The organism is Deinococcus metalli (genome assembly GCF_014201805.1).
Lineage (GTDB): Bacteria > Deinococcota > Deinococci > Deinococcales > Deinococcaceae > Deinococcus > Deinococcus metalli.
Genome location: NZ_JACHFK010000009.1, coordinates 88,147 through 109,913, shown reverse-complemented (window position 1 = coordinate 109,913; position 21,767 = coordinate 88,147). Strand labels below are relative to the sequence as shown.

Sequence of the window (21,767 nt, the reverse complement as noted above, 5' to 3'; positions counted from 1 at the left end):
TCAGGTCAGCGGCTCGGGCCACTCCCAGCGGGGCAACAGGTCGCCCAGCGGCCGCGCCTCGGCCCGGCCCAGGATCACCTGCGTGCCGATGTTGCCGGGGTCGATCTGGCGGATGAATTCCCGGCAGCGGCCACACGGCGGCAGCACGGACAGCTGGCCGCTCTCCTCTTGGCGCAACACCGCGACGATGGACGCGATGGAGTACTCGCCGGCCGTCACCATCGCCGCGATGGCGGCGTGCTCGGCGCAGAAGCCGGTGCCGGAGCCCGTGTCGATGCACACGCCGTGGAAGTGCTGTCCGGAACCGCTGACCAGCACGCAAGCGACGTCCCCGAACAGGCGGTCACCCACCCGGTGGGGGCGCAGCGCGCCGGCCGCCTCGGCGATCAGCGCGTCGTGGGGCCGGGAACCGTCGAGCATGGAGTCAGGGCCGGTCATGATCCCGGATTCTCCTCCACGCCGCCCCCGCCCACGCGCCACACCCGCGTCGCCACCCTCCGGATCAGCGTGCGGTCGTGGCTGGCGAACAGCACGGCGCCGGGAAAGGCCAGCAGCACGTCCTCCAGCGCCTCGATCATGCGGATGTCCAGGTGGTTGGTCGGTTCGTCCAGCACCAGCACCTGCGCCCGCGTGACGCTCAGCCGCGCGAGGCTCAGGCGGGTGCGCTGCCCGCCCGACAGGCTGGACAGGGTGGAGGCCGGACCGGGCAGCCACAGCTGCGCGGCGACCTCGTGCAGCTGGTGGGGCGTGAGCAGCGGGTTCGCGTCCAGCAGCGCGTCCCCCACTGTGTCCAGGCCCGAGAGTTCCTCGCCGTGTTGCCCGGCCACATATGTCATGAGGTTTGCGCCCCAGTGCACCGTGCCCGCGTGCGGGAACTGGCCGAGGAGCGCGCCCAGCAACGTGCTCTTGCCGCCGCCGTTCGGGCCGGTCAGCGCGATCTTCTCGCCGCGCCGGGCGTGTAGAGTCACGCCGTCCAGCACCGGGTGCCCGTCCCGGCATACGCGCAGCCCCTGCACCGTCAGCACCTCCGCCGGGCCGGGCGGGACCGGGGGCAACTCCAGGCGCAGGGTGCGGCGGTCCGCGAAGGGTTTCTCGGTCGCCTGCGCATCCAGGCGGTCGATCTGCTTCTGCATCGCCCTGGCGCGGGCGGAGTAGATCTGCTGGCCCCGCTCGCTCTTGAAGGTGGACAGGAACTTGTCGTTGTCGCGCGCCCGGTTGCGGTTTTCCGGCACGCCGCTCTTGCTCGCCTGACGCCGGCGTTCCTCGTCCAGCGCGGCGCGCTTGCGGCGGTACGCCTCGAAGTCCCGTTCCTGCGCCTCCCGCAGCGTGGCCTTCAGGGCCATCGCCTCCGAGTAGCCGCCGGGGTACACGCTCAGGTGGCCGCGTTCCAGCTCGGCCGTCTGGGTCGCCACGGCGTCCAGAAAGGCGCGGTCGTGGCTGGCGAGCACGAAGGCCGCGCCCGAGGCGCGAATCCAGCCCTCCAGCCAGCGCGCGCCGTCCGCGTCGAGGTGGTTGGTGGGCTCGTCCAGCAGGTACACGTCGGCGGGCGACAGCAGCAGCCGCGCGAGCAGCGTCCGGCGCGCCTGCCCGCCCGACAGCCGCGCCGCGTCCGCCCCGGCGTCCAGGCCCAGGCCCGCGAGCACCGCCGCCGCACGGCCCGCGAAGTCGTAGCCGCCGGCCAGCCGGTACGTCTCCTCGGCCTCCGCGAAGGCCGTGAGCGCCGCCTCGGAGCCGCCCTCCAGCGCCGCCGAGGCCGCGTCGAAGGCCACCTGGGCCGCGCGCAGCGCCGGGGGCGTGACCGTGTCCAGCAGCGTGCCGATGCCCGGGTCCTCCTGCTGGGCGAGCAGGGCCACCCGGCCCGTGACCAGCGCCGTGCCGGCATCCGGCGCGTCCAGGCCGGCCATCACGCGCAGCAGCGTGCTCTTGCCGCTGCCGTTGGCACCCACCAGGGCGAGGCGCAGGCCCGGCGCCACGTCCAGCTCCACATCCTCGAAGACTGACCGGTCGCCGTATGTCCGGGCGACCTTTCTGAGTTGAATAGGCACATGTACTCCCTGCAGATCAGGCCAGCCCGCGTAGAGCGGGCGGCAACGTCAGACCGTGGATGCAGGGCTTACAGACGCAAGACTTCGGACTCCTCTGAGTGGACGGCAGGGGAACACCAGGAAACCTGGGGCTGCGCGCAGCATACGGCCGGATACGCGCGCTAGGCCAATCGGCGCACTTGAGCCTCACGCGGCGTCAGGCCGCAGGGTGGGGCCATGACCACCAGTCCTGTGAACACCCTGGACGCCCTGCGCGCCGTCCTGACCGCCCCGGAGCCCCAGCAGGACGCCCTGTACCGTCAGCGTGTCCTCGAACCGCTGCGGCCCGTGTGGGAGGGCCTGCTGCGGTCCGCCCCGCCCACCGGCGACCCCGCCATGACCGCCGCCCGCGTGATGAAGCTGTACCGGCCCGAGCACGGCGCCGCGCGGGGACTGGAGGCCGCGGCGCAGGTGGAGGCCGCCGGGGTGGTCGCGGCCTGCCTCGCCGCCGTCCGGCACGCCGGAGACACGCTGCGGCCTGCCGAGCACGGCGTCCACCTGCCGCCCCTGCACGTCGCCGTGACCCTCGCGGAACCCGGCGGCCTCGGCGCGGACGGCGTGACCGGCGCGGCGAACGTGCCCGGCTGGGTGCTGCTGTCGCTGTGGCCGCAGCGCTTACCGGACGGAACGTGGAACCACACGAAGCTGCCCGCCATCGCCGCGCACGAGTTCCACCACGCCGTGCGCTTTGCCCAGCCGGACTGGACAGTTTCCATGACCCTGGGTGCGTACCTCGTCGCCGAGGGCCTAGCCGAGGTCTTCGCTGCCGAGCTGCACGGCGAGGCCAGCCTCGGCTCGTGGACGACCACCCTGCGCGAGGCTGACCTGCGCGCTCTGGCTCCCCGCTACGGCGCGGTACTGGACGACCGGGACTTCACCACGGTGCGCGGGTACATCTTCGGGGATTCGGTCATGCGGGAGTACGGCGGGCACCGCGACCTGGGCGTGCCGCCCTACGCCGGCTACGCGCTGGGCTACCACGTCGTGCGGGACTTCCTGCGCCGCAGCGGGCGGACCGTCGAGCAGGCCACATACCTTCCGTGGCGGGAGATCGCTGCCGGCTCCGGGTGGTTTGGGGCGTGACGGCCGCTATGCTCCGGTGACATGCACCCCACCACTGCGGTCATCGTCATGGGCGTCTCGGGCAGCGGCAAGACCACGCTGGGCCGCGCCCTGGCCGCGCGGCTCGGCTGGGCCTTCGCGGACGCCGACGACTTCCACCCGCCGGCGAACGTGGAGAAGATGGCGCGCGGTGAGCCCCTCACCGACGCCGACCGCGCGCCGTGGCTGGCGGCCCTGCACGCCGTGATCGCGCGGCACGCGCGGGAGGGCTCGCCGCTGGTGCTGGCGTGCTCGGCCCTGAAGGACCGCTACCGGCAGACCCTGACCGGCGACCTGGGCGGGGTGCGCTTCGTGCATGTGCACGGCCCGCGCGAGCTGATCGAGGCGCGCATGCGGGCGCGCCAGCACTTCATGCCGCCCAGCCTGCTGGACAGTCAGTTCGCGGCGCTGGAGCCGCCCACCGACGCCGTGATGGTGGACATCGCCCGGCCGGTGGAGCAGGAGGTCGAACAGGTCGTGCGGGCGCTGGAGCTGGCCTAGGACGCGACGGACCGCGTGACCGCTGCCCACACGCTGCCGCCGGGTAAGCTGCTGCCTGTGGCCTTCCTCGTCCAGCACGTGTGGATTGAACGGGTTCGCCTCCTCGCCCGGGCCGACGAGCGCGTGGTGGCTGCCCTCACCTACGGCTCGTTCACGAAGGGCGAGGGCGACGAGTTCAGCGACATCGAGTTCTGGCTGTTCGTGCGCGACGACGCCCTGGCCCAGGTGGACCGTGTCCGGTGGGTCGAGGCGGTGGCGGCGCCCCTCGCGGTCCTCACGGACCTCCCGAATCACCTGACGGTGGCGATCTTCGAGGGCTACCGCCGGGGCGAGTTCCATTTCGCTCCCGCGAGCGAACTGAACACGGTGCGTTCCTGGGCGCCCAACGGCCCCTTTCCACCGCCCGAGTCGATGCTGCTCGTCGACCGGACGGGCGAACTGCGCCGCCATCTTCAGTACCTCCACGGTCATCCCCCACGCCACGGCGGGCCGCCAGAAATGCTGGAGGTGATCGGCGGGTTCATCAACTGGAGCGTGCAGGGCGCGCATGTCCTGCGCCGGGGCGAGGACGCCCGCGCCCTGAATACCCTCGGCATCCTGCATGTCCACCTGCTTCAGCTGGCCCGCCTGGTGGAGGGCACCACCCTTCACTGGCCCACCCCCAGCAAGGGGGCCGAGACGGACCTCTCGGACGAGGCGTACGCGCGGTTGCGGGCGTGCACCGCGGCGCTGGACCCGCATGCGCTGGAACGCGCCTACGCCCATACGTGGGCCTGGGGCCAGGAGCTGGCGGGCATCCTCCTGGGCCGCGTGGGGAAGGAGTGGCCGGCAGTGTTCGCCGTTCCGTTCGGGGCGCTGGTCAGCCCGGTTCAGGCCAGCGGCACGCTGGAACCGCCCGGTTCCGTCGCCCGCAGGCCCTAGGCGTCCCGCCGCCGCACCAGCAGCGCGAGCAGGAACACGGCGGTGTTCACCAGCACGATGGTCGCGCCCGGCGCGGTGTCCAGGTAGTAGCTGACGTACAGACCCGTGATCCCGCCCACGCTGCCGAGCAGGGCGGCGAGCAGGATCATCTTGCGCAGGCTGCGCGCCAGCAACCGGGCGGCGGCGCTGGACGTGATCAGCAGGCTCACGCTGAGGGTGGTGCCCACGAGCTGCACGGTCAGCACCACGACCAGCCCGATCAGCACCAGCAGCAGGTTGTTCAGTCGGCGCACCGGCAGGCCCACGGCACGCGCCTCGGTGGGGTCGAAGGACGCGAGCAGGAGTTCCTTCTGGATGGCGGTCAGCAGGCCGCCGACGACTGCCGTGACGGCCAGCGCGCCCCACAGGTCGGCCGCGCTGACACCCAGCGGATTGCCGATCAGGAACGCGCTGAGGTCGCTGGTAAAGGTGGGAGCGCGCGACAGCAGCACGATGCCCAGCGAGAACATGCCCACGAACACGATGCCGATGGCGCTGTCCTGTTTGAGCCCGCCCCGGTTTCCGATCGCCCCGATGCCCAGGGCGGTCAGGATCGCGGCGATCAGCGCGCCCACCAGCAGGTTGCCCTTCGTGAGGAACGCCGCGACGATGCCGGGAAACACCGCGTGGCTCATGGCGTCCCCGATGTAACTCAGGCCGCGCAGCACCACCCACGCCCCGATCAGGGCGCACAGCACGCTGACGAGCACCACCGCCAGCAGCGCCCGCACGAAGAACCCGAACTGGAGGGGATCACTCAGGACGTGCATGCGAGTTCCGAGGATAGAGGAGAGCGGATGGATGGTGGGCGCTGTGCGGCGTGAGTGCTCTGTGCCTTACGCCTCCGCATGCATGTGCCCCAGGTGGCTCGAACTGAACGTCAGCTCGATGTTGTGCGGCGTGTAGACCTCTTCGGGCGTGCCGCTGGCGATGACCCGGCGGTTGATCAGCACGAGGTGGTCGCACCAGCGCCGCGCCTGTTCGAGGTCGTGCGTGACCATCACGACCGCGCGGCCCCGGTCGGCCTCGGCGCGCAGCAGGGCCATCAGGCTCTCCTGGGTGGCGGCGTCCACGCCGGTCAGCGGTTCGTCGAGCAGCAGCAGGTGCCCGCGCCGAGCGAGCATCCGCGCGAGCAGCACGCGCTGGCGCTGCCCGCCGGACAGCGCGCCGATGTGACGGTGGCGCAGATCGGCCACGCCGGTCTCCCGCAGAGCGTCCTCGACGATCTCGCGGTCCTTGCGCCCCGGGAAGCGCAGCCACCCCAGGCGGCCGGTGCGGCCCATCATGGCGACGTCCCACACCGTCACGGGAAACGCCCAGTCGAGCGTCTGCTGCTGCGGCACGTAACTGATGCACTCGCGGGCCGTGTGGCCGGGGTCGAACTGCACCGCGCCCGCGTGATCCGGCAGCAGGCCCACCAGGGTTCTCAGCAGCGTGCTCTTGCCCGCGCCGTTCGGGCCGATGATCGCACTGAACTGCCCCGCCTCGAAGCGCACGGTGGCGTCTTCCAGCGCGACCTGCGTTCCATAGGTGACGGTCAGGTGATTCACGCCCAGCATTCGCAGCTCCTCCGCGCCCAGCGTACCCTGCGGGCATGACCAAGTTCCTGCCCGACCATGACCTGCTGGCCGCCTACGACGCGCAGCTCCGAGAGGCGTCCGAGCTGGCGTCGGCCGACACCTTTGACCGCGCCGGCCCGCTGTACCGGGGCGTGTTCGGCGACCGGGGCCACGTGACCTACCGCGACCTGGGAGGGCTGACGGGCGCAGCCCTGGACGACCTGATCGCGCAGACGGTCCAGCACTACGCCGCCAATCCGCAGATCACGTCCTTCGAGTGGAAGACGCGCGGCCACGACGCGCCCGCCGACCTGCCGCAGCGCCTGACCGCGCACGGCCTGGTGCCCGGCGAGGTCGAGACCGTGATGCTGGGCGAGGCGGCGGCGCTGGCCGGGCCGGTGTCGCTGCCGGACGGCGTGACCGTGCGCCGCATCGACGACCAGCCGGACCCCCGCGCGGACGTGGAGCGGATGTCGGCCATGCTGGGCAGCGTCTTCGGCCATGCCTTCGGCGCGCAGGGCCTGCTGCGCCGTATGGCCAGGTCCCCGGAGCTGATCGAACTGTGGGTGGCCGAGGCGGGCGGCGAGATGGTCAGCGCGGGCCGGCTGGAATATGTGCCGGGCAGCGACTTCGCGGGCCTGTGGGGCGGCGGCACGCGGCCGGAGTGGCGCGGACACGGCCTGTACCGGGCGCTGACGGCCGCCCGCGCCGCCTCGGCGGTGGCGCGCGGCGTGCGCTTCTTGCACAGCGACTGCACGGCGATGTCGCGTCCCATTCTGGAACGTGGCGGCCTGCGCCCCGTCACGACCACCACGCCCTACGTGTGGCAGCGCTGAGGTCCGGGCGGCCCGGCACGTCACTTCAGCGCCCGGACCATGATCTGCACGTTGGCCCGCAGCGCCTTCACGAAGGTGTCGCCGGCGCTGCCCTGCGGTCCCAGCGCGTCGGTGTAGAGGGGCGGAGCGACCTTCGCGCCGGTCTCGGCAGCCAGGGTGCGCGCCAGGCGGTCGTTCACGGTGTTCTCGGTGAAGATCACCTTCGCCCCGCTGTTCCGGACGGTGGCGATCAGCGCGGCGAGTTCGCGGGCGCTGGGTTCGCGTTCGGTGCTCAGGCCGGGCAGCACCGTGCCCTCCAGGGTCAGGCCGTAGTGCGCGGCGAAGTACGCCAGGGCGTCGTGGTTCGTGACGATCTTTTTCTGGGCCGGTTTCAGCGTGGCGAACTGCGTCTTCGCCCACGCGTCGGTGGCCGCGAGCTGCTTCACGTACGCGTCGGCGTTCTGCGCGTACGTGGCCTTCCCGGCCGGGTCGGCGGCGCTCAGGGCCTGCTGGATGGCGCGCACATAGCGGGCGGCAAGGGTGGCGTCCCACCATGCGTGCGGATCGCGGGGGCCGCCGCTGCCGGTCTCGCCGGGCGCAGGGCGCAGGGGCAGGCCGGCGGTGAGCGTGATGGCCTTGACGCCGGGATTCGCGGCCTGGACGGTGGGTAGCCACGGTTCGAGGTTCGCGCCGTTCAGGAACAGCAGCCGGCTGCCGGCCAGCCCGCGGATCACGCTGGTGGTCGGCTGGAAGGTGTGCGCGTCGCCCCCCGCGGGCACGATGGTCGTGACGCTCACGCGCGCGCCGCCGACGTTCTTCACGAAGTCCGCGAGGATCGAGGTGGTGGCGGTGACGGGCAGGGGCGCGGCGTGTCCGGCGGCCGCGCCGGCAAGGATCATGGTGCTGAGCAGGTAGGTGGTTTTCATGGCTGAACTCCGTGGGGGGCAAAGCGGCGCTGTGTGGGAGCGCTCCGGGCGCCAGAGCGTTCGTGTGGAGACCAGCATCAGACGTCAGCTGTGTGACGGATGATCTGTGTGACGCTGTCCTCCTCACTGCTCTGCGGACGTCATGCGGACGGGGCAACGCTGTCGGTCACGGCCCTAGATCAGGTCCACGCCCGGAAAGCCTCCGCGGGCCAGTGTCCGCAGCGCGTTCGTGCTGAGCCACACGCGCCGGAGCTGTCCGTGTTCGCGGATGGTCTTTTTCTGGAGGTTGGGCTGCTGTCTGCGGGCACTGATCCCCGTGACCTTGCGTCCCACCCCTCCGTCGGCGCGGGCCTTGCCGCGACGCGTGACACGGTTCACCACCAGGCCCCGCTTTCCCGTGAGGTGGCACGTCCGGCTCATCTGGCACCGTCCTGAGCAGAAACGGCACTGTCCATCAACTGCTGCAGGGCCACCGGATCGAGCTGCTGTCCGATGAACACGATTTCACTGAACGCCTGGGCCGGGTCGTGCCACGTCCCCGCCTGTTCCAGGGCCAGTTGCCGGCCGGTGTGGTTCCACAGGGTGGCCAGGCCGTCGCCCAGGTTGACCCAGCCCTTGCTGCGGATGACGCTGTGCGGCAGGCCCTGGGTCAGGGCGCGCTGGAACCGCTCCGGATCGAAGGGCCGTTCACTGCGGTACACGAAGGTGCCCAGACCGTAGCTCTCGGACTCCGGGGTGTGCTCCCTGGCCAGTTCGTCCATCCAGGCGTCCAGTTGCATGCTGGCGGCCTGGTCGAAGAGCTGCACGTCCAGCAGCTGCTCGGTGGGCAGCTCGCCCCTGACGGCGTCCAGCACACGTGCCCTGGGGTTGGTGATTGCGACCAGATCCCGCAGGCGCTGCACATCGCCGGGGGTGGCCCGATCGGTCTTGTTCAGCACCACGATATCGGCGAACTCCAGCTGCTCGGCCAGCAGTTCCCCGAACCCCCGGCCCAGGTCGTCGTCGGGAATGCTGTCCTGGCGATTCCACAGCTCGAAGAACTGGGCACTGTCGACCACGGTGATCATGGCGTCCACATGCACCCGCCCGGTCAGGTCTGGAAGGGCGGGCGCGCCCGGTGCCGGGGTCAGGTCCAGCTCTTCAGGGGTCAGACAGAAGCTCTGCGCGATGGGCAGCGGCTCGCCGATCCCGGTGCTCTCGATCAGGATGGCGTCGAGTTCGCGGGTGGCCAGCAGGTCGTCCACGGCGTGCAGCAGGTCGCCGCGCAGGGTGCAGCAGATACAGCCGTCCGAGAGTTCGATGGTGTGTTCGTCGGTCTTGACGATCAACGTGGCGTCGATGTTGACGGCCCCGAACTCGTTGACGATCACGGCCGTCCGGCGGCCGCCTGAGTGACGCAGCAGGTGGTTGAGGAGCGTGGTTTTGCCGGCACCGAGAAAACCGCACAGCACGGTGATGGGGACGGATGGCGGGGAAGAGGGAACGGTCATCGTCTGAAAATGATAATTCATTCTCAATAACAGGGCAAGCCGGGGATCTCTGGCGGGTCGGGAACGCTGGGGCTGGAGCCGTGGACCAATCCGGGTGAATAGGTCTCGCGGGCGTGTGGGACGTGGTGGAAGCGGCACACAGGCAGTGCACATCGCCCTCGCCGGGTGCCCTAATGCTTTAGAAAGTAAAGTGTGCTCTGCTGACCTTCGGGAAAGGTGCCCGGTGCTACGCTTGGACCATGACCAGTGCCCCCGAATCCGCCCGGAATTATGACGTCGTGATCGTCGGCGGCGGTCCCGCCGGACTCACCGCCGCCATCTACACCGGCCGCGCCAGCCTGAGTACCGTGATCCTCGAAAAGGGCCTGCCCGGCGGCCAGATCGCCCAGACCGAGGAAGTCGAGAACTACCCCGGCTTCCCCGAACCGATCTCCGGCATGGAACTCGCCATGCGGATGCAGCAGCAGGCCGAGAAGTTCGGCGGCACCATTGAGATGGACGAGGTGCAGTCCATCCACCGCAGTGACGACGACCGCGAACACCCCTACCCCTTCGTGGTCACGGGCTACAGCGGCACGTACCGCGCCAAGGCCGTGATCCTCGCCACCGGGGCCAACCCCAAGCGCCTGTACATCCCCGGTGAGGAGCACTTCTGGGGCAAGGGCGTGAGCACCTGCGCCACCTGCGACGGCTTTTTCTACCGCGGCAAGAAGGTCGTCGTGATCGGCGGGGGCGACGCCGCCGTAGAGGAAGGCCTGTTCCTGACCAAGTTCGCCGACGAGGTCACGCTGATCCACCGCCGCGACAGCCTGCGCGCCAACAAGGTCGCCCAGGCCCGGGCGTTCGCCAACCCCAAGATGAAGTTCGTGTGGGACACCGTGCCCCTCGAAATCCAGGGCGAGGAATCCGTGACCGGCGTGCACCTGAAGAACCTCAAGACCGGCGAGGAATACGACATGCCGACCGATGGCGTGTTCATCTTCATCGGCCACACGCCCAACACGGAATTCGTCAAGGACACCGTGAAGCTGCGGCCCGACGGCTACGTGGACGTGACCGACGAGATCTACACCTCCGTGCCCATGCTGTTCGCCGCCGGGGACGTCAGCGACTACATCTACCGCCAGCTCGGCACCAGCGTGGGGGCCGGCACCCGCGCCGCCATGAGCGCCGAACGCGCCCTGGCCGCCCTGGAAGTCGAGCACGAGACCACCGCCGCCGACTGACCGCACGCCGCGCTGCCCGTGCCCCCGGCCTCAGCGCCGGGGGTTCGCCTTGACCCACGCCTGCGCCAGGTCGTCGGTCAGTTCTGCCGCCCGCGCGGCCACCACGCCCCGCACCGGCCGGCCACTGCGGGACTCGGAGTGGATGTCCGTGTATCCGGCGTCGAAGCGCGGCGGCGACCGCTGCCAGCGCCGCTGCACCGCCAGCTGGACGCCGTACGAATACGCGGGATCACCGAAGCCCCGGTATGTCGCGGGGTTCAGGTACCGGACGTTCACCGCCACCGTCAGGATGCCGTCCCGGCCCCAGCACCACCGCGGTCGGGCCACGCGCACACCCTGCCGCTCCAGCCGGGCGGTCATCTCCTGCCGGAGGTCCTCCGCCAGCCCGGCGAGCGCGCCCTGCTGCCGCGCGTCCGTCAGGGCCTCCAGCGTGACCTGCACGCCGCCGGACGCCACGCACAGCGTCACGCCGCCCAATTCCGGCGGCACGTTCTCGCCGTGCCCGCCCGCGTGGCCTGCCAGCAGGGCCGCCACAAGCAGGACGCGGTGCCCCACCCCGCGCGGCCGCCGCACGCCTACTTCAGTACGCCGGCCCACACGAGCAGCGCCCACAGGATCACGGGAATGGCGAGGGACCCGGCGATCAGTTTGATCAGCCGCCACCAGTCGTTCAGGAACTCCCGCATGCCTCCAGGCTAGCAGGCGCGCGCCGCGCTGTCCGGGAGGCCGTTCACCCTCCGGGGGCGGGGACGCCCGGCCCTTGACGCTGTCTTGCTGATCAGGGTGACCGGGGGCGGGGGTTCATTACACTGCCCATATGACCCTCAGCGAACTGGCCGGCAAGACCGCCCCTCAGAGCCTGCTGACGAACATTCCGCGCCTGGTCGCCCACTACTACGAGACCCGGCCGGACGCGCGCGATCCCCTGCAGCGCGTGGCCTTCGGCACCAGCGGACACCGGGGCACCAGCCTGGCCGGCACCTTCAACGAGGCGCACATCCTGGCCGTGTCGCAGGCGGTCGCCGAGCACCGCGCCGCTCAGGGCATTACGGGGCCGCTGTACATGGGCCTGGACACGCACGCCCTCTCGGAACCCGCGTGGATGACCGCGCTTCAGGTGCTGATCGCGGGTGGCGTGCGGGTGCGGGTGCAGCCCGGCACGTTCACGCCCACGCCGCTGGTCAGCCACGCGATCCTGGAGCACAACCGCGGCGGCAGGGACGGCACCGCCGACGGCATCGTGATCACGCCCAGCCACAACCCCCCGCAGGACGGCGGCTTCAAGTACAACCCGCCCTCGGGCGGCCCCGCCGACACCGACATCACCAAGGTCGTTCAGGCCCGCGCGAACCAGATTCTGGAAGACGAGATGCGTGACGTGAAACGCGTGTCGCTGGAAGACGCGATGGCCGGCCTGGAGGACTTCGACTTCATCACGCCCTACGTCGAGCAGCTGCCGCAGGTGATCGACCTCGACGCCATCAAGCACAGCGGCGTGCACATCGGCGTCGATCCGCTCGGCGGCGCCAGCCTGCCCGTGTGGGAGGCCATCCAGGCACGCTACGGCCTGAACCTCGATATCGTGAACACGCAGATCGACCCGCGCTTCGCGTTCATGAGCGTGGACCGCGACGGCAAGATCCGCATGGACTGCTCCAGTCCCTACGCCATGGCCGGCCTGCTGAGGTTGAAGAACGACTTCGACGTTGCCATCGGCAACGACCCCGACTCCGACCGGCACGGTATCGTCACCGCCGACGGACTGATGAATCCCAACCACTACCTCGCCGTGATGATCGAGTACCTGTTCCAGAACCGCCCCGGGTGGCGCGCGGACGCCGCCATCGGCAAGACCCTGGTGTCCAGCGCCCTGATCGACCGCGTCGGCGCGGGCATCGGCCGTACGGTCGTCGAGGTGCCGGTCGGCTTCAAGTACTTCGTGAACGGCCTGCTGGACGGCTCCTTCGGCTTCGGCGGCGAGGAGAGCGCCGGCGCGAGCTTCCTTCGCCTGGACGGCGGCGCGTGGAGCACCGACAAGGACGGCCTGATCCCTGGCCTGCTGGCCGCCGAGATGACCGCGAAGACCGGCAAGACGCCCGCTCAACGCTTCGCCGACCTGACCGCCAAGTACGGCGCCACTGCCTACGACCGCCAGGACGCGCCCGCCACGCCCGACCAGAAGAAGATCCTGGGCAACCTCTCGCCCGAACAGGTCACCGCCACCACCCTGGCCGGCGACCCGATCACCGCGAAGCTCACGCGCGCGCCCGGCAACAACGAGCCCATCGGCGGCCTGAAGGTCACCACCGATCAGGCGTGGTTTGCCGCCCGTCCCAGCGGCACCGAGGACGTGTACAAGATCTACGCCGAGAGCTTCAAAGGGGCAGAGCACCTGAAACAGGTCATGGACGAGGCGCGGGATGTGGTGGGAGCGGCGCTGGGGGGGAAGTAGCGCCGCTGTCGGGAGTCATCTCGAACGCCGTTGGTCGTGGTGTTGGAGAGTGGGCTTCGGCCACGGCCCCGTGGCGTCAGATCGTCGAAGTGCCGCTCAAGGGACGACGGCCGTGATGTAGAAGAGAATGGGAGGCACTGTCATGCGGCTGATTCTTGGGCTGGCCACGTTTCTCGCCGGACTGAACGCCGGACTGCTGATGACGGGTGTGCTTGAGAGCATCCACATGAAGACTGTCGGTCTGGGCGGGTATCTGCAATTTCACCAGCCCCGCGATCAGCTGTACAGGCGGGTGATGCCTCCGCTGCTGCTGACCCTGATGGCCCTGTGCATCGTGTGTGGGTTGTTTGGCATGTCGGGCAGCGCCCGGCTTCTGTCGTGGGTGGCCTTTGCCCTGGTGGCGCTCGACATCATGCTGACCGTCCGTGTGATGGTGCCGCTCAACGGGTGGCTACAGAAGTTCGACGCCCTGAATCCCCCACCGGAGGCACAGCAGGTGCGGGAGCGCTGGTATGCGCTGCATCCCCTGCGCACCGTGCTCGGTCTGGGGGCGTTTGTGGCCCTGCTGGTCAGCGGCGCGCCGTAGCTGTTGGGGCCGGGAAGAGCCTGCGCGTGAGTAACGGTCTCCGACAGGGCCGCTCAGGGTGCACAGCACTTCGACCATCACCTCTGACAGTTTCACCCTCCGCGCTACACTCCCCTGCGTGACGGTGCCGCCTGCGGGGTCTTCCTCTCCCGATGTTCCCCCCGAGATCGACCTGGAATTCCCGGCCGACGTGAATCCGCGCTCGCCCCGGCGGTCGCTGCGGGTGAACACGCTGATCGTGATGGCGGGCACGCTGGGATCGCGCGTGTCGGGCATCGTGCGCCAGCAGATCATCAACCTGTTCGACACGTCCCTGACGGACGCCTTCAACGTGGCGGTGAAGGTGCCGAACCTGCTGCGCGAACTGCTGGCCGAGGGCGCGCTGGTCAACTCGTTCATTCCGATCTACAAGTCGCTGGACGCCACGGAGCGCCGGAAGCTGGCGCAGTCGTTCAGTGGCGTGATGATCGCCGTGAACCTGATCCTGATGGCGCTGGGCATCCTGGCCGCGCCGTGGATCGTGGGGCTGCTGACGGCGGCAGACGCGAACATCGACCGGGCGGTGGCGGTGTACATGACGCAGCTCGTCATGCCCTTCCTGACCCTGATCAGCCTGTCGGCGGTGGCGATGGGCTTGCTGAACGCCGACGAGCACTTCCGCGAGAGCAGCTTTGCGCCCGTGGCCTTCAACCTGGCGTCTATCGTGGCGCTGCTGCTGCTGCCCGACACGGCGACGTGGCTGGCCTTCGGGTGGCTCATCGGCGGGGTGGCGCAGCTTGCGGTGCAGTTGCCGTCGCTGCGGCGCTTCGGGCTGCTGCCCACGCCGGCGCTGGTGGGGCATCCGGCGCTGCGGCGCGTGCTGGTGCAGATGGCGCCGTTCACCCTGACCGCCGGGGCGCGGCAGATCCTGAACGTGTACGTGACGCGCCTCCTCACGAACGGTGCGCAGTTCGGGGCGGGCACTCAGACGGGCTACGCGAACGCCGAGGCGCTGTTCACGACCGTGAACGGCCTGTTCGTGGTCTCGCCGGTGCTGGCGATGTTCCCGCGTTTTGCCCAGCACGCGGCGGATCAGGACTGGCGGGCGTTCCGGGGCCTGACCGCGCAGGCGATCCGCACCACGACCTTCCTGGCCGCGCCGATGAGCGCGCTGCTGGTGGCGCTGGCCCCCTACGCGGTGAGCCTGTTCAACCTGGGCCGGGGCTTCGATGCGCAGAAGTTCCAGGCGGGCGCGGGCATCCTGACCGGGTGGGCGCTGGCGCTCCTTCCCTGGGCGCTGGTGACGGTGCTGCTGCGGACCTTCTACGCCCGCGAACGCACGCGCGAGGCCGTGCTCGTCAGCGCAGTGGGCTTCGTGCTGGAGGTCGTGCTGTACGGGCGGCTGGTGCCGCTGCTGGGTTTCCTGGGCTTCGGCGTGAGCACCGCCCTGAGCGGCACGCTGATGACGGCTGCGCTGATCTTCATGTACCGCCGCGCGCTGGGCTTTCCCGGCGCGGAGGTCGCCGCGCACCTGCTGCGCGTGGTACCGCTGGCCGTGGTGGCGGGGCTGGTCGCGTGGGCGGTGTCGCGCGTGCTGCCCGCGCCGGGCTTCATCGTGCCGGGCGCGCTCGGGCTGGCGGTTGCGGGCGGAGCCGGACTGGCGGTGTACCTCGCGGGCGCGCTGGCGCTGCGCCTGCCGGAAGTGGGCGGCCTGCTGCGACGGCTGCGGCGCTGAGCAGCGGATGAAGTGCGGCGCTGTCGTTCACGGATGGCGTCAGGACGTGACCTGCCGGAGGAGGTCTGCCGTGGTCGCTCCGGCCCGCTCCCGTTACCGGGGGGCCGGGGCGCGGCGCGGCCGGGTGCCCAGCACGCCCCGGTACACCGCCTCCAGGGCCGCGGCGCGGGTGCCCAGGTCGTAGGCGACGGCGCTCTCCCGGGCCTGGGCCTGCCATGCGGGCAGCGTGGCGGGGTGCAGCGCGGTCAGCAGCCCGTCCGCGAGGGCCTGCGGCGCCCCGTCCCGCACGGTGCCGTTCACGCCCTCTCGGATCAGGTCGAGGGCGGCGGGGCTGCGCGCGGCGACCAGGGGCACGCCCGCGGCGAGCGCCTCGATCATGCTCATGGGCAGCACCTCGCTGGTGCTGGCGGTCAGGAACACGTCAGCCGCGCTCAGGGCGGCGGGAATGCGCGCGTAGGGCAGCGGGCCGGTGAACGTCACGCCCTCGGGGGCGGCCTGCTGCAGCGCCGCGCGGCTGGGACCGTCCCCGATCACCAGCAGCCGCAGCTCCGGGCGGCTGGCGCGGGCCACGTCGTACGCGTGCAGCAGGGTCTCCAGGTTCTTCTCCGGCGCGAGGCGGCCCAGCGCCACGACCAGCGGCGCGTCCGCCGGCAGGTGGTACTCCGCGCGGATGGCCGCGCCGCTCACGTCCCGGAAGGCGGCCAGATCCACGGGGTTCGGGAAGACCTCCACGCGGCCCGCGTACCCGTACTCGCGCAGCATGTCCACCATCGCCTGCCCGGGGGCCAGCACCGCCTGCACCCGCCGGGCGAAGGCGCCGATGTGCGGGCGGATGATCGCGCGGCCCACCCGGGGCGGCACCGGGGCGTAGTGCAGGTACTCGTCGTACTGGGTGTGCGCCGTGTAGACCACCGGCGCGCCCGACAGCCGCGCCCACTTCAGCGCGAGCTGCCCCGCCAGGAAGGGATGCATGGTGTGCAGCACGTCCAGGTCGCGCAGCGGCAGCCGGGCGGTCAGGCGTGGCCCCGGCGCGAGCATCACGGGGTAGTCCGGCGGCGCGCCCAGCGCGCGCGCGCCCGCGAAGGACGTGTTCAGGCGGTACACGCCGTGTTCGGCGGGCGGCATCAGTGGGTGGCGCGGCGCGAAGATCCGCACGTCGTGCCCCCGCTCGCGCAGGCCCCGGGCATACAGCGCCGTACTCGTCGCAACCCCGTTGCGCGAGGGGGAGTAGGTGGCCGTGACGATTCCGATGCGCACGCTGCGGGCAGTCTAGCGGGCACGCCGGTATCCTGTGCGGCATGAACGCCTCCCTGCCCCTGGTCATTCCGTGCGTGGACATCCAGTCCGGCCGCGCCGTCCGGCTCTACGAGGGTGACCCCGACCGGGAGACGGTGTATTTCGACTCGCCGCTGGACGCCGCGCGGCACTGGGTCGCGCTGGGCGCTGGCCTGGTGCACCTGGTCGATCTGGACGCCGCGACCGGGCGGGGCGAGAACCGGGCCGTGATCCGCACCATCACCCAGGAACTGGGTGTACCGGTCGAGGTGGGCGGCGGTATCCGTGACCGCGCCGCCGCGGAGGACCTGCTGCTGGCGGGCGTCGACCGCGTGGTGATCGGCACCGCCGCCGTGACGCGCCCGGAACTCGTGGCGGAACTCATCGCGGCGCACGGGGCCGAGCGGGTGGTCGTCAGTCTGGATGCGCGCGGCCTGGAGGTCGCCACGCACGGCTGGGCGGCGGGCAGCGGCGTGAATGTCGCGGAACTCACGCCGGCCCTGGCGGACGCTGGCCTGGAAACCCTGATCTTCACGGACGTCACGCGCGACGGCACCCTCAGGGGCCTGGACCGCGAGCTGATGCGGCAGGTGCGCCGGCTGTGGGTGAACACCCTGATCGTGGGCGGCGGCGTGGCGAACGTCGAGGACGTCCGGCTGCTGCACGAGGAGGGCATCCAGGGCGCCATCGTGGGCCGCGCGATCTACGAGGGCACGCTGCCGTACCCCGTCACGCTGGAGTGAGCGGGCAGGGCTCTCATAGCGGTACCCACATCAGTTGAAGATTATGTCCTTCAACTGATGTGGGGCGAGCGGAGCGAGTCACCGCGACAGACATTGGTTGGAGTGGAGTTGAAGGGCGGCTTTTGACCCTTCAACGGAACGGAAGACCGATGTCAGACCCGGATGGTCACGCGGGCCTTGTCGTCCTCGAGGTGCACCGAGTCGATGAAGCGCACCACGCGGGTGGCGTAGCCCATCACCAGCGTGTGGGTGCGCGCGCCGCCCGAGAAGCGCCGCACGCCGTTCAGCAGCTCGCCGTAGGTGATGCCGGTCGCGCTGAACACCATCTGGTTCCCCGGGGCGAGGTCGTTGGTGCGGTACACGCGGTGCTCGTCCACACCCATCTCGCGGAAGCGCTCACGCATCGCGTCGTCCTCGGCCAGGAAGCGGCCCTGGATCTCCGCGCCCAGGCATTTGCACGCCGCCGCCGACAGCACGCCCTCGGGCGCGCCGCCCGAGCCCATCAGCGCGTGGACGCCGGTGCCGCGCACGCCCACCGCGAGGCCCGCGACCACGTCGCCGTCCCCGATCAGCTTGACGCGCGCTCCCGTGGCGCGCACGCGGCGGATCAGGTCGGCGTGGCGCTCGCGGTCGAGGATGGTGATCATCAGGTCGTCCACCTCGCGGTCCAGGCTCTGCGCGATCACGTTCAGGTTCGCCTCGACCGGCCACTCGAGGTTCACGCGCCCGGCGGCGGGCGGCGGCACGATCAGCTTGTCCATGTAGCAGTCCGGCGCGTGCATCAGGCCGCCGCGCTCGGACAGGGCGATCACGGCCAGGCCGTTGGGGAGGCCCTTGGCCGTCACCTCGGTGCCCTCGACCGGGTCGACTGCGATGTCCACCTCGTACTGCCCGTGGCCGACCTGCTCACCGATGTACAGCATGGGGGCCTCGTCCATCTCGCCCTCGCCGATCACGACGGTGCCGCGGATGTCCAGCGAGTTCAGCAGGCCGCGCATGGCCTCGGTGCCCGCGCCGTCCACGGCGTTCTTGTCACCCAGCCCCAGGTAGCGGCTGGCGGCCAGGGCGGCGCCCTCGGTGACGCGGGCGGTTTCCAGCACCAGCGCGTGCTCGAAACTCTGCGAGACCTCTCCTGCCGCCGGCCGCTTGGTCGTCATGCAAGGACCGTAACACGCGTCACCCGGCGCGGCCCGCTGGGAGCGGTTCCAGCGCTGTCACCCGCTGGGGGAATCCGGTCGTGGCGCGCCGGGGGCACCCGGGCCGTATGCTCGGGCCATGCCGCACCGCACCCTGCTTCAGCGCGCCCTGCGCAAGGCGCGGGGTTACGCGGCCAAGGCCCGCCGCCTGTGGCGCAGCGTGCACGTGGACCGCGCCCACCCGGACGACACCTGGGCCGCCGCGCAGCTCACGCCGGGCGAGGCGCGGGTGTACGCCGCCATGGACCCCCGTGACCGCGAGCACGCGTGCCGGGTGACCCGTTCGCTGCTGCGCGACCACCCCCGCGCGGCGCCGGAGGTCGTGGCGGCCGCCCTGCTGCACGACTGCGGCAAGAGCCTGCGCCCGTACCATGTGGCCGAGCGGGTGCTGGTCGGCCTGATTCCCAACCGGCTGGCGCGGGTGCTGCCGCCCATCGGGGCCATCGGCATCCGCGCGCACCACCCGGAACTCGGGGCGCGTCTGCTCGCCCATGCGGGGGCGCGGCCGCGCGTGGCCCGCCTGGTCGCCCGCCACCACCACCCCAACGGCGATCCCGACGCCCTGCTGCTCCACGAATACGACGACCGCGAGTGAGCCGGCGGCGCGCTCCCGCGGCGCTCAGGTGCCGTCGCTGATCTTCACTTCCGGGGCGCGCAGCCACAGCGCCCGGCCCCGCGCGTCCTGCACGCGCGCCACGACCTGCACCGTCTGCCCGGCCCGCAGGCCCGTGGCGCCGCCCGCAGCGGTGCCCAGCACGCAGGCGTTCCGTGCGCACGCGGCCCGCTGGTCGGCGCCCACCGCGCCCTTCCACACGCCGCTTCCCGTGACCACGTACACGCCGGTCACGGTCATGTTCGGCACCGGGGGGCGATTCGAGGTCAGGCGCACCAGCACGCTGAACGTGCCGCCCTGCACGCTGGGCGTGGCCTGGGCGGTCACGGCGGTCCCGCCGATGTTCAGGGTGGTCGGGGCGCCCAGCAGCTCGACCGTGGGCGTCGGCGCGGCCGGCGCGGCGCAGCCCACCAGGGCAAGTGCGGTCAGCGGCAGCAGGGCCCTCTTCATGCCCCCAGCGTAGCGTCCCGCGGTGAGACCGGGATGCGCGGCGAGTCAGTGTGTCGCGCTTACCAGTCGAGGTCGGGGACGGTGCCCACGCGGTCGGCCGGCTGGTCCGACACCAGCGTGTAGGTCACCACGTACGTGCCCGGCACGACCTGCGCCAGCACGACCGCGTCGCCGTCGAAGCGGGCCCTGGGCGCGGTGCCGGCCGGGCCTTCCACGCTCAGGTTCGTGCGCGCCGCGCCGCTGGGCAGCGGATCGATCACGCGCACGTTCGTCAGCGCGCTGTCCACCGCCAGCCGCAGCGTCACGGTGTAGCCGCCGCCAACGGCGTCCAGCGTCTTGGCGAGGCTGGCGCGCGCGCCGCCCTGCACGTTGCGCGTCACGTTCGATCCGCCGGGGCTGCGCACGCGCGCCGCGCCGGTGGTCCGCAGGTCGATGGGATCGAGGATCGCCTCGGCGCTGTCCGAGCGGCACACCCGCACCGGCACCTTCAGGCGCAGGGGCAGGCCCGCGCTGAACTCCCCGGGCGCCTCCAGCGGGTAATCGGTGCTCCACCCGCTGGGCAGACTCAGTTTCAGGCGGCCCGGCAGGCGCTGTGGGAAGTCCGTGCGCGCGGTCGCCGTGACCTGCGTGACGTCGCAGGCGTTCACGATGTCCGGGCTGGTCACCAGGGTGATGTCAGTCTGTACGCGGTATTCGATGGTCACGCGCGAGGTGGCGCTGTCCGTCACGTGCCCCGGCAGTGGCGGGCTGACGGTCGTGCCCGGCACCGCGCCCGGCTTGACCGCGTAGTCGCCCGGCGCGAGCGGCACCGTGCCCGGCGTGCTGAGGGTGCGGCCCGCCACCTCGAAGGGCGTGCCGGTCAGCGGAATGCGCTGGGTGCCGTAGATCGCCACGGCGTCGACCGTGAGGCGCCCGGACGGCGGGCGCGCCACGAAGCGCACCTTCGTGAAGCCCGGCTGAAAGCGCACCTCGGCCGCCGACGTGATGTTCCCGCTGCCCTGCACGATGCTCGCGCTGACCGGCACGTAGCCGGGCGGCAGTTGCGGGCGCACCACCGAGTCCCCCACCAGCGTGTACGACGCGCCGGGAATCGGCTGGCCCTGCGGGTCGAGCACGTCCACCAGCAGCTGGTTGCTGATCTTCAGGCCGTCGGGCGGGGCGAAGCCGCCCACCTGCGCCCGCACCGGCTGGCCGTCCAGCCGGAACGAGTAGCGGATCGCGTTGCTGTACTGCTTGGTGGTGGGCAGCACCCGGATGTAGATCTGCCACGTGCCCACCAGCGCGGGCGTGACCGTGAAGCTGTCCGTGACCGTCTCACCGTTGCCGCTGACCTTGAGGTTCACGCGGGCGCCGCCGGGCTGGATCACCCACGTCTCGGCCTCGCCGGGACCGTCGATGTCGTAGTTCTGCAGGGCCACCGCCCTGCCCACCCAGTCCGGCGTGACGTTCAGGGTCGCGGCCAGCACCGCTGCCTTCTCGCTGGCGCGGGCGTTCACGCTGAAGTCGCTGGTCTCCAGCACGAAGGGCGCGGCCACCCGCAGCGCGAAGGAGTTCTTGCCGTCGCCGCTGCTCACCACCTTCAGGGTGTACGTGCCGGCGGGCAGACCCCCGGCGAACACGCTCTCCCAGGTGTGCTCGCGGTTCATGCCGTACTTCCGCTCCACCACCGGGCCGCCCGGACCGCTCAGCGTGAAGGTGCTCTGGAACACCTCGTTCTTCTTGTACAGCTCGTCCCCGAAGTACCCGGCGCTGCGCCGGCCGTCCACGTAGTCCGCGAGGTTGAACGTCGGGCTGTAGACCTCCAGGCCAATCGGTTTGCCGGCGTCCTGCGGCGACACGCGGATCACGTAGGATTCCTGCGCCTGGGGCCACTTCTGACCGACCGACACCAGGGGCAGCACGCCCACCACCTGACCCTGCGCGTGGCCCGCTCCCAGCAGGGCCCCCAGCACGGTCAGCACGGCGATCACGGAGCGGTACAGGGGCATCGGCATGGCTGAATGGAGGATACACGGGCCGCCCGGCCCCGCCGCAGGGCGCGCTACAGTGGCCCCCATGTCCGAGTTGGCGCGCCTG

The 21,767-nt window shown here is 71.2% G+C and carries 22 protein-coding genes; 10 read left to right on the top strand and 12 right to left on the bottom strand.

All coding sequences use genetic code 11. From position 1 onward, the window contains the following. Positions 1-438: a cytidine deaminase family protein gene (locus tag HNQ07_RS16730; RefSeq protein ID WP_221275141.1), complete on the bottom strand. Its 438-nt coding sequence runs from the start codon at positions 436-438 to the stop codon at positions 1-3. Further along, complete coding sequence (locus HNQ07_RS16725) at positions 435-2,045, bottom strand: ABC-F family ATP-binding cassette domain-containing protein (protein ID WP_229832132.1); 1,611 nt, start codon at positions 2,043-2,045, stop codon at positions 435-437. Before HNQ07_RS16725 ends, HNQ07_RS16730 begins: the two co-directional genes overlap by 4 nt. A 216-nt stretch (positions 2,046-2,261) precedes the next feature. Here HNQ07_RS16725 and HNQ07_RS16720 point away from each other — a divergent pair, with 216 nt between their 5' ends. The 3 genes from HNQ07_RS16720 to HNQ07_RS16710 are packed head-to-tail and all read left to right on the top strand — an operon-like array spanning position 2,262 to position 4,607. Further along, positions 2,262-3,167: a DUF2268 domain-containing putative Zn-dependent protease gene (locus HNQ07_RS16720; protein ID WP_184113845.1), complete on the top strand. Its 906-nt coding sequence runs from the start codon at positions 2,262-2,264 to the stop codon at positions 3,165-3,167. 21 nt (positions 3,168-3,188) lie between these two features. Beyond that, on the top strand, positions 3,189-3,686 hold the full coding sequence (locus HNQ07_RS16715) for a gluconokinase (RefSeq protein WP_184113843.1): 498 nt from the start codon (positions 3,189-3,191) through the stop codon (positions 3,684-3,686). A 15-nt stretch (positions 3,687-3,701) separates the two neighbouring features. Further along, entirely contained in the window at positions 3,702-4,607 is a 906-nt protein-coding gene (locus HNQ07_RS16710; RefSeq protein WP_184113841.1) for a nucleotidyltransferase domain-containing protein, read from the top strand. Here HNQ07_RS16710 and mntB read toward each other — a convergent pair. Next, the gene (mntB, locus tag HNQ07_RS16705; RefSeq protein WP_184113839.1) at positions 4,604-5,416 is read right to left on the bottom strand and encodes a manganese ABC transporter permease MntB; all 813 of its coding nucleotides are present in this window, start codon (positions 5,414-5,416) and stop codon (positions 4,604-4,606) included. The genes HNQ07_RS16710 and mntB overlap by 4 nt on opposite strands. A gap of 66 nt (positions 5,417-5,482) precedes the next feature. After that, entirely contained in the window at positions 5,483-6,205 is a 723-nt protein-coding gene (gene mntA / locus HNQ07_RS16700; protein WP_184113837.1) for a manganese ABC transporter ATP-binding protein MntA, read from the bottom strand. 35 nt (positions 6,206-6,240) lie between these two features. Between mntA and HNQ07_RS16695 the strand changes: the two genes are divergently transcribed. Beyond that, positions 6,241-7,041, top strand: a complete 801-nt coding sequence (locus HNQ07_RS16695) for a GNAT family N-acetyltransferase (protein WP_184113835.1) — start codon at positions 6,241-6,243, stop codon at positions 7,039-7,041. 20 nt (positions 7,042-7,061) lie between these two features. Here the strand turns inward: HNQ07_RS16695 and mntC are convergent, their stop codons facing one another. The 3 genes from mntC to HNQ07_RS16680 all read right to left on the bottom strand — a co-directional run bounded on the left by mntC (position 7,062) and on the right by HNQ07_RS16680 (position 9,436). Continuing rightward, the gene (gene mntC / locus HNQ07_RS16690; protein ID WP_184113833.1) at positions 7,062-7,946 is read right to left on the bottom strand and encodes a manganese ABC transporter substrate-binding protein MntC; all 885 of its coding nucleotides are present in this window, start codon (positions 7,944-7,946) and stop codon (positions 7,062-7,064) included. A 174-nt stretch (positions 7,947-8,120) separates the two neighbouring features. Then, positions 8,121-8,366, bottom strand: coding sequence for a 50S ribosomal protein L28 (rpmB, locus tag HNQ07_RS16685; protein WP_184113831.1), 246 nt, complete (start codon positions 8,364-8,366; stop codon positions 8,121-8,123). After that, positions 8,363-9,436, bottom strand: a complete 1,074-nt coding sequence (locus HNQ07_RS16680) for a CobW family GTP-binding protein (protein ID WP_184113830.1) — start codon at positions 9,434-9,436, stop codon at positions 8,363-8,365. The genes rpmB and HNQ07_RS16680 overlap by 4 nt, the downstream gene beginning before the upstream one ends. Before the next feature lie 239 nt (positions 9,437-9,675). Between HNQ07_RS16680 and trxB the strand changes: the two genes are divergently transcribed. Next, complete coding sequence (gene trxB / locus HNQ07_RS16675; protein ID WP_184113829.1) at positions 9,676-10,662, top strand: thioredoxin-disulfide reductase; 987 nt, start codon at positions 9,676-9,678, stop codon at positions 10,660-10,662. A gap of 30 nt (positions 10,663-10,692) precedes the next feature. Here the strand turns inward: trxB and HNQ07_RS16670 are convergent, their stop codons facing one another. Further along, entirely contained in the window at positions 10,693-11,235 is a 543-nt protein-coding gene (locus tag HNQ07_RS16670; protein WP_184113828.1) for a hypothetical protein, read from the bottom strand. 244 nt (positions 11,236-11,479) lie between these two features. On the opposite strand from HNQ07_RS16670, the gene pgm reads away from it, so the two are divergent. From pgm to murJ, 3 genes are all read left to right on the top strand, one after another. Further along, positions 11,480-13,114 carry a phosphoglucomutase (alpha-D-glucose-1,6-bisphosphate-dependent) gene (pgm, locus tag HNQ07_RS16665; protein ID WP_184113827.1) on the top strand — a complete coding sequence of 545 codons (1,635 nt, stop codon included), beginning with the start codon at positions 11,480-11,482 and terminating at the stop codon, positions 13,112-13,114. A 142-nt stretch (positions 13,115-13,256) separates the two neighbouring features. Then, positions 13,257-13,700 carry an anthrone oxygenase family protein gene (locus HNQ07_RS16660; RefSeq protein ID WP_184113826.1) on the top strand — a complete coding sequence of 148 codons (444 nt, stop codon included), beginning with the start codon at positions 13,257-13,259 and terminating at the stop codon, positions 13,698-13,700. Positions 13,701-13,872: 172 nt separating this feature from the next. After that, the gene (gene murJ, locus HNQ07_RS16655; RefSeq protein WP_221275160.1) at positions 13,873-15,414 is read left to right on the top strand and encodes a murein biosynthesis integral membrane protein MurJ; all 1,542 of its coding nucleotides are present in this window, start codon (positions 13,873-13,875) and stop codon (positions 15,412-15,414) included. Positions 15,415-15,507: 93 nt separating this feature from the next. Here murJ and HNQ07_RS16650 read toward each other — a convergent pair whose 3' ends face one another. Continuing rightward, positions 15,508-16,671 carry a glycosyltransferase gene (locus HNQ07_RS16650; RefSeq protein ID WP_184113823.1) on the bottom strand — a complete coding sequence of 388 codons (1,164 nt, stop codon included), beginning with the start codon at positions 16,669-16,671 and terminating at the stop codon, positions 15,508-15,510. A 41-nt stretch (positions 16,672-16,712) separates the two neighbouring features. On the opposite strand from HNQ07_RS16650, the gene hisA reads away from it, so the two are divergent. Beyond that, on the top strand, positions 16,713-17,432 hold the full coding sequence (gene hisA, locus HNQ07_RS16645; protein WP_184113822.1) for a 1-(5-phosphoribosyl)-5-[(5-phosphoribosylamino)methylideneamino]imidazole-4-carboxamide isomerase: 720 nt from the start codon (positions 16,713-16,715) through the stop codon (positions 17,430-17,432). Between the two features lie 152 nt (positions 17,433-17,584). Here the strand turns inward: hisA and glpX are convergent, their stop codons facing one another. After that, positions 17,585-18,589 (bottom strand): class II fructose-bisphosphatase, encoded by a 1,005-nt coding sequence (gene glpX / locus HNQ07_RS16640; RefSeq protein ID WP_184113821.1) that lies wholly within the window; start codon positions 18,587-18,589, stop codon positions 17,585-17,587. Between the two features lie 118 nt (positions 18,590-18,707). On the opposite strand from glpX, the gene HNQ07_RS16635 reads away from it, so the two are divergent. Then, complete coding sequence (locus HNQ07_RS16635; protein ID WP_184113820.1) at positions 18,708-19,223, top strand: HD domain-containing protein; 516 nt, start codon at positions 18,708-18,710, stop codon at positions 19,221-19,223. A gap of 24 nt (positions 19,224-19,247) precedes the next feature. Here HNQ07_RS16635 and HNQ07_RS16630 read toward each other — a convergent pair whose 3' ends face one another. Continuing rightward, positions 19,248-19,691, bottom strand: a complete 444-nt coding sequence (locus tag HNQ07_RS16630; RefSeq protein ID WP_184113819.1) for a hypothetical protein — start codon at positions 19,689-19,691, stop codon at positions 19,248-19,250. Positions 19,692-19,750: 59 nt separating this feature from the next. Further along, on the bottom strand, positions 19,751-21,685 hold the full coding sequence (locus tag HNQ07_RS16625; RefSeq protein ID WP_184113817.1) for a hypothetical protein: 1,935 nt from the start codon (positions 21,683-21,685) through the stop codon (positions 19,751-19,753). Positions 21,686-21,767 lie beyond the last annotated feature (82 nt).

What these genes read in the sequence shown, in the direction of transcription:
- HNQ07_RS16695 (WP_184113835.1), top strand. Translation starts at nt 6,241, where the DNA reads ATGACCAAGTTCCTGCCCGACCATGACCTGCTGGCCGCCTACGACGCG.
- trxB (WP_184113829.1), top strand. Translation starts at nt 9,676, where the DNA reads ATGACCAGTGCCCCCGAATCCGCCCGGAATTATGACGTCGTGATCGTC.
- pgm (WP_184113827.1), top strand. Translation starts at nt 11,480, where the DNA reads ATGACCCTCAGCGAACTGGCCGGCAAGACCGCCCCTCAGAGCCTGCTG.
- HNQ07_RS16720 (WP_184113845.1), top strand. Translation starts at nt 2,262, where the DNA reads ATGACCACCAGTCCTGTGAACACCCTGGACGCCCTGCGCGCCGTCCTG.
- HNQ07_RS16730 (WP_221275141.1), bottom strand. Translation starts at nt 438, where the DNA reads ATGACCGGCCCTGACTCCATGCTCGACGGTTCCCGGCCCCACGACGCG.
- hisA (WP_184113822.1), top strand. Translation starts at nt 16,713, where the DNA reads ATGAACGCCTCCCTGCCCCTGGTCATTCCGTGCGTGGACATCCAGTCC.
- mntA (WP_184113837.1), bottom strand. Translation starts at nt 6,205, where the DNA reads ATGCTGGGCGTGAATCACCTGACCGTCACCTATGGAACGCAGGTCGCG.
- rpmB (WP_184113831.1), bottom strand. Translation starts at nt 8,366, where the DNA reads ATGAGCCGGACGTGCCACCTCACGGGAAAGCGGGGCCTGGTGGTGAAC.
- HNQ07_RS16625 (WP_184113817.1), bottom strand. Translation starts at nt 21,685, where the DNA reads ATGCCGATGCCCCTGTACCGCTCCGTGATCGCCGTGCTGACCGTGCTG.
- glpX (WP_184113821.1), bottom strand. Translation starts at nt 18,589, where the DNA reads ATGACGACCAAGCGGCCGGCGGCAGGAGAGGTCTCGCAGAGTTTCGAG.
- mntB (WP_184113839.1), bottom strand. Translation starts at nt 5,416, where the DNA reads ATGCACGTCCTGAGTGATCCCCTCCAGTTCGGGTTCTTCGTGCGGGCG.
- HNQ07_RS16660 (WP_184113826.1), top strand. Translation starts at nt 13,257, where the DNA reads ATGCGGCTGATTCTTGGGCTGGCCACGTTTCTCGCCGGACTGAACGCC.
- HNQ07_RS16680 (WP_184113830.1), bottom strand. Translation starts at nt 9,436, where the DNA reads ATGACCGTTCCCTCTTCCCCGCCATCCGTCCCCATCACCGTGCTGTGC.
- mntC (WP_184113833.1), bottom strand. Translation starts at nt 7,946, where the DNA reads ATGAAAACCACCTACCTGCTCAGCACCATGATCCTTGCCGGCGCGGCC.
- HNQ07_RS16715 (WP_184113843.1), top strand. Translation starts at nt 3,189, where the DNA reads ATGCACCCCACCACTGCGGTCATCGTCATGGGCGTCTCGGGCAGCGGC.
- HNQ07_RS16635 (WP_184113820.1), top strand. Translation starts at nt 18,708, where the DNA reads ATGCCGCACCGCACCCTGCTTCAGCGCGCCCTGCGCAAGGCGCGGGGT.
- HNQ07_RS16630 (WP_184113819.1), bottom strand. Translation starts at nt 19,691, where the DNA reads ATGAAGAGGGCCCTGCTGCCGCTGACCGCACTTGCCCTGGTGGGCTGC.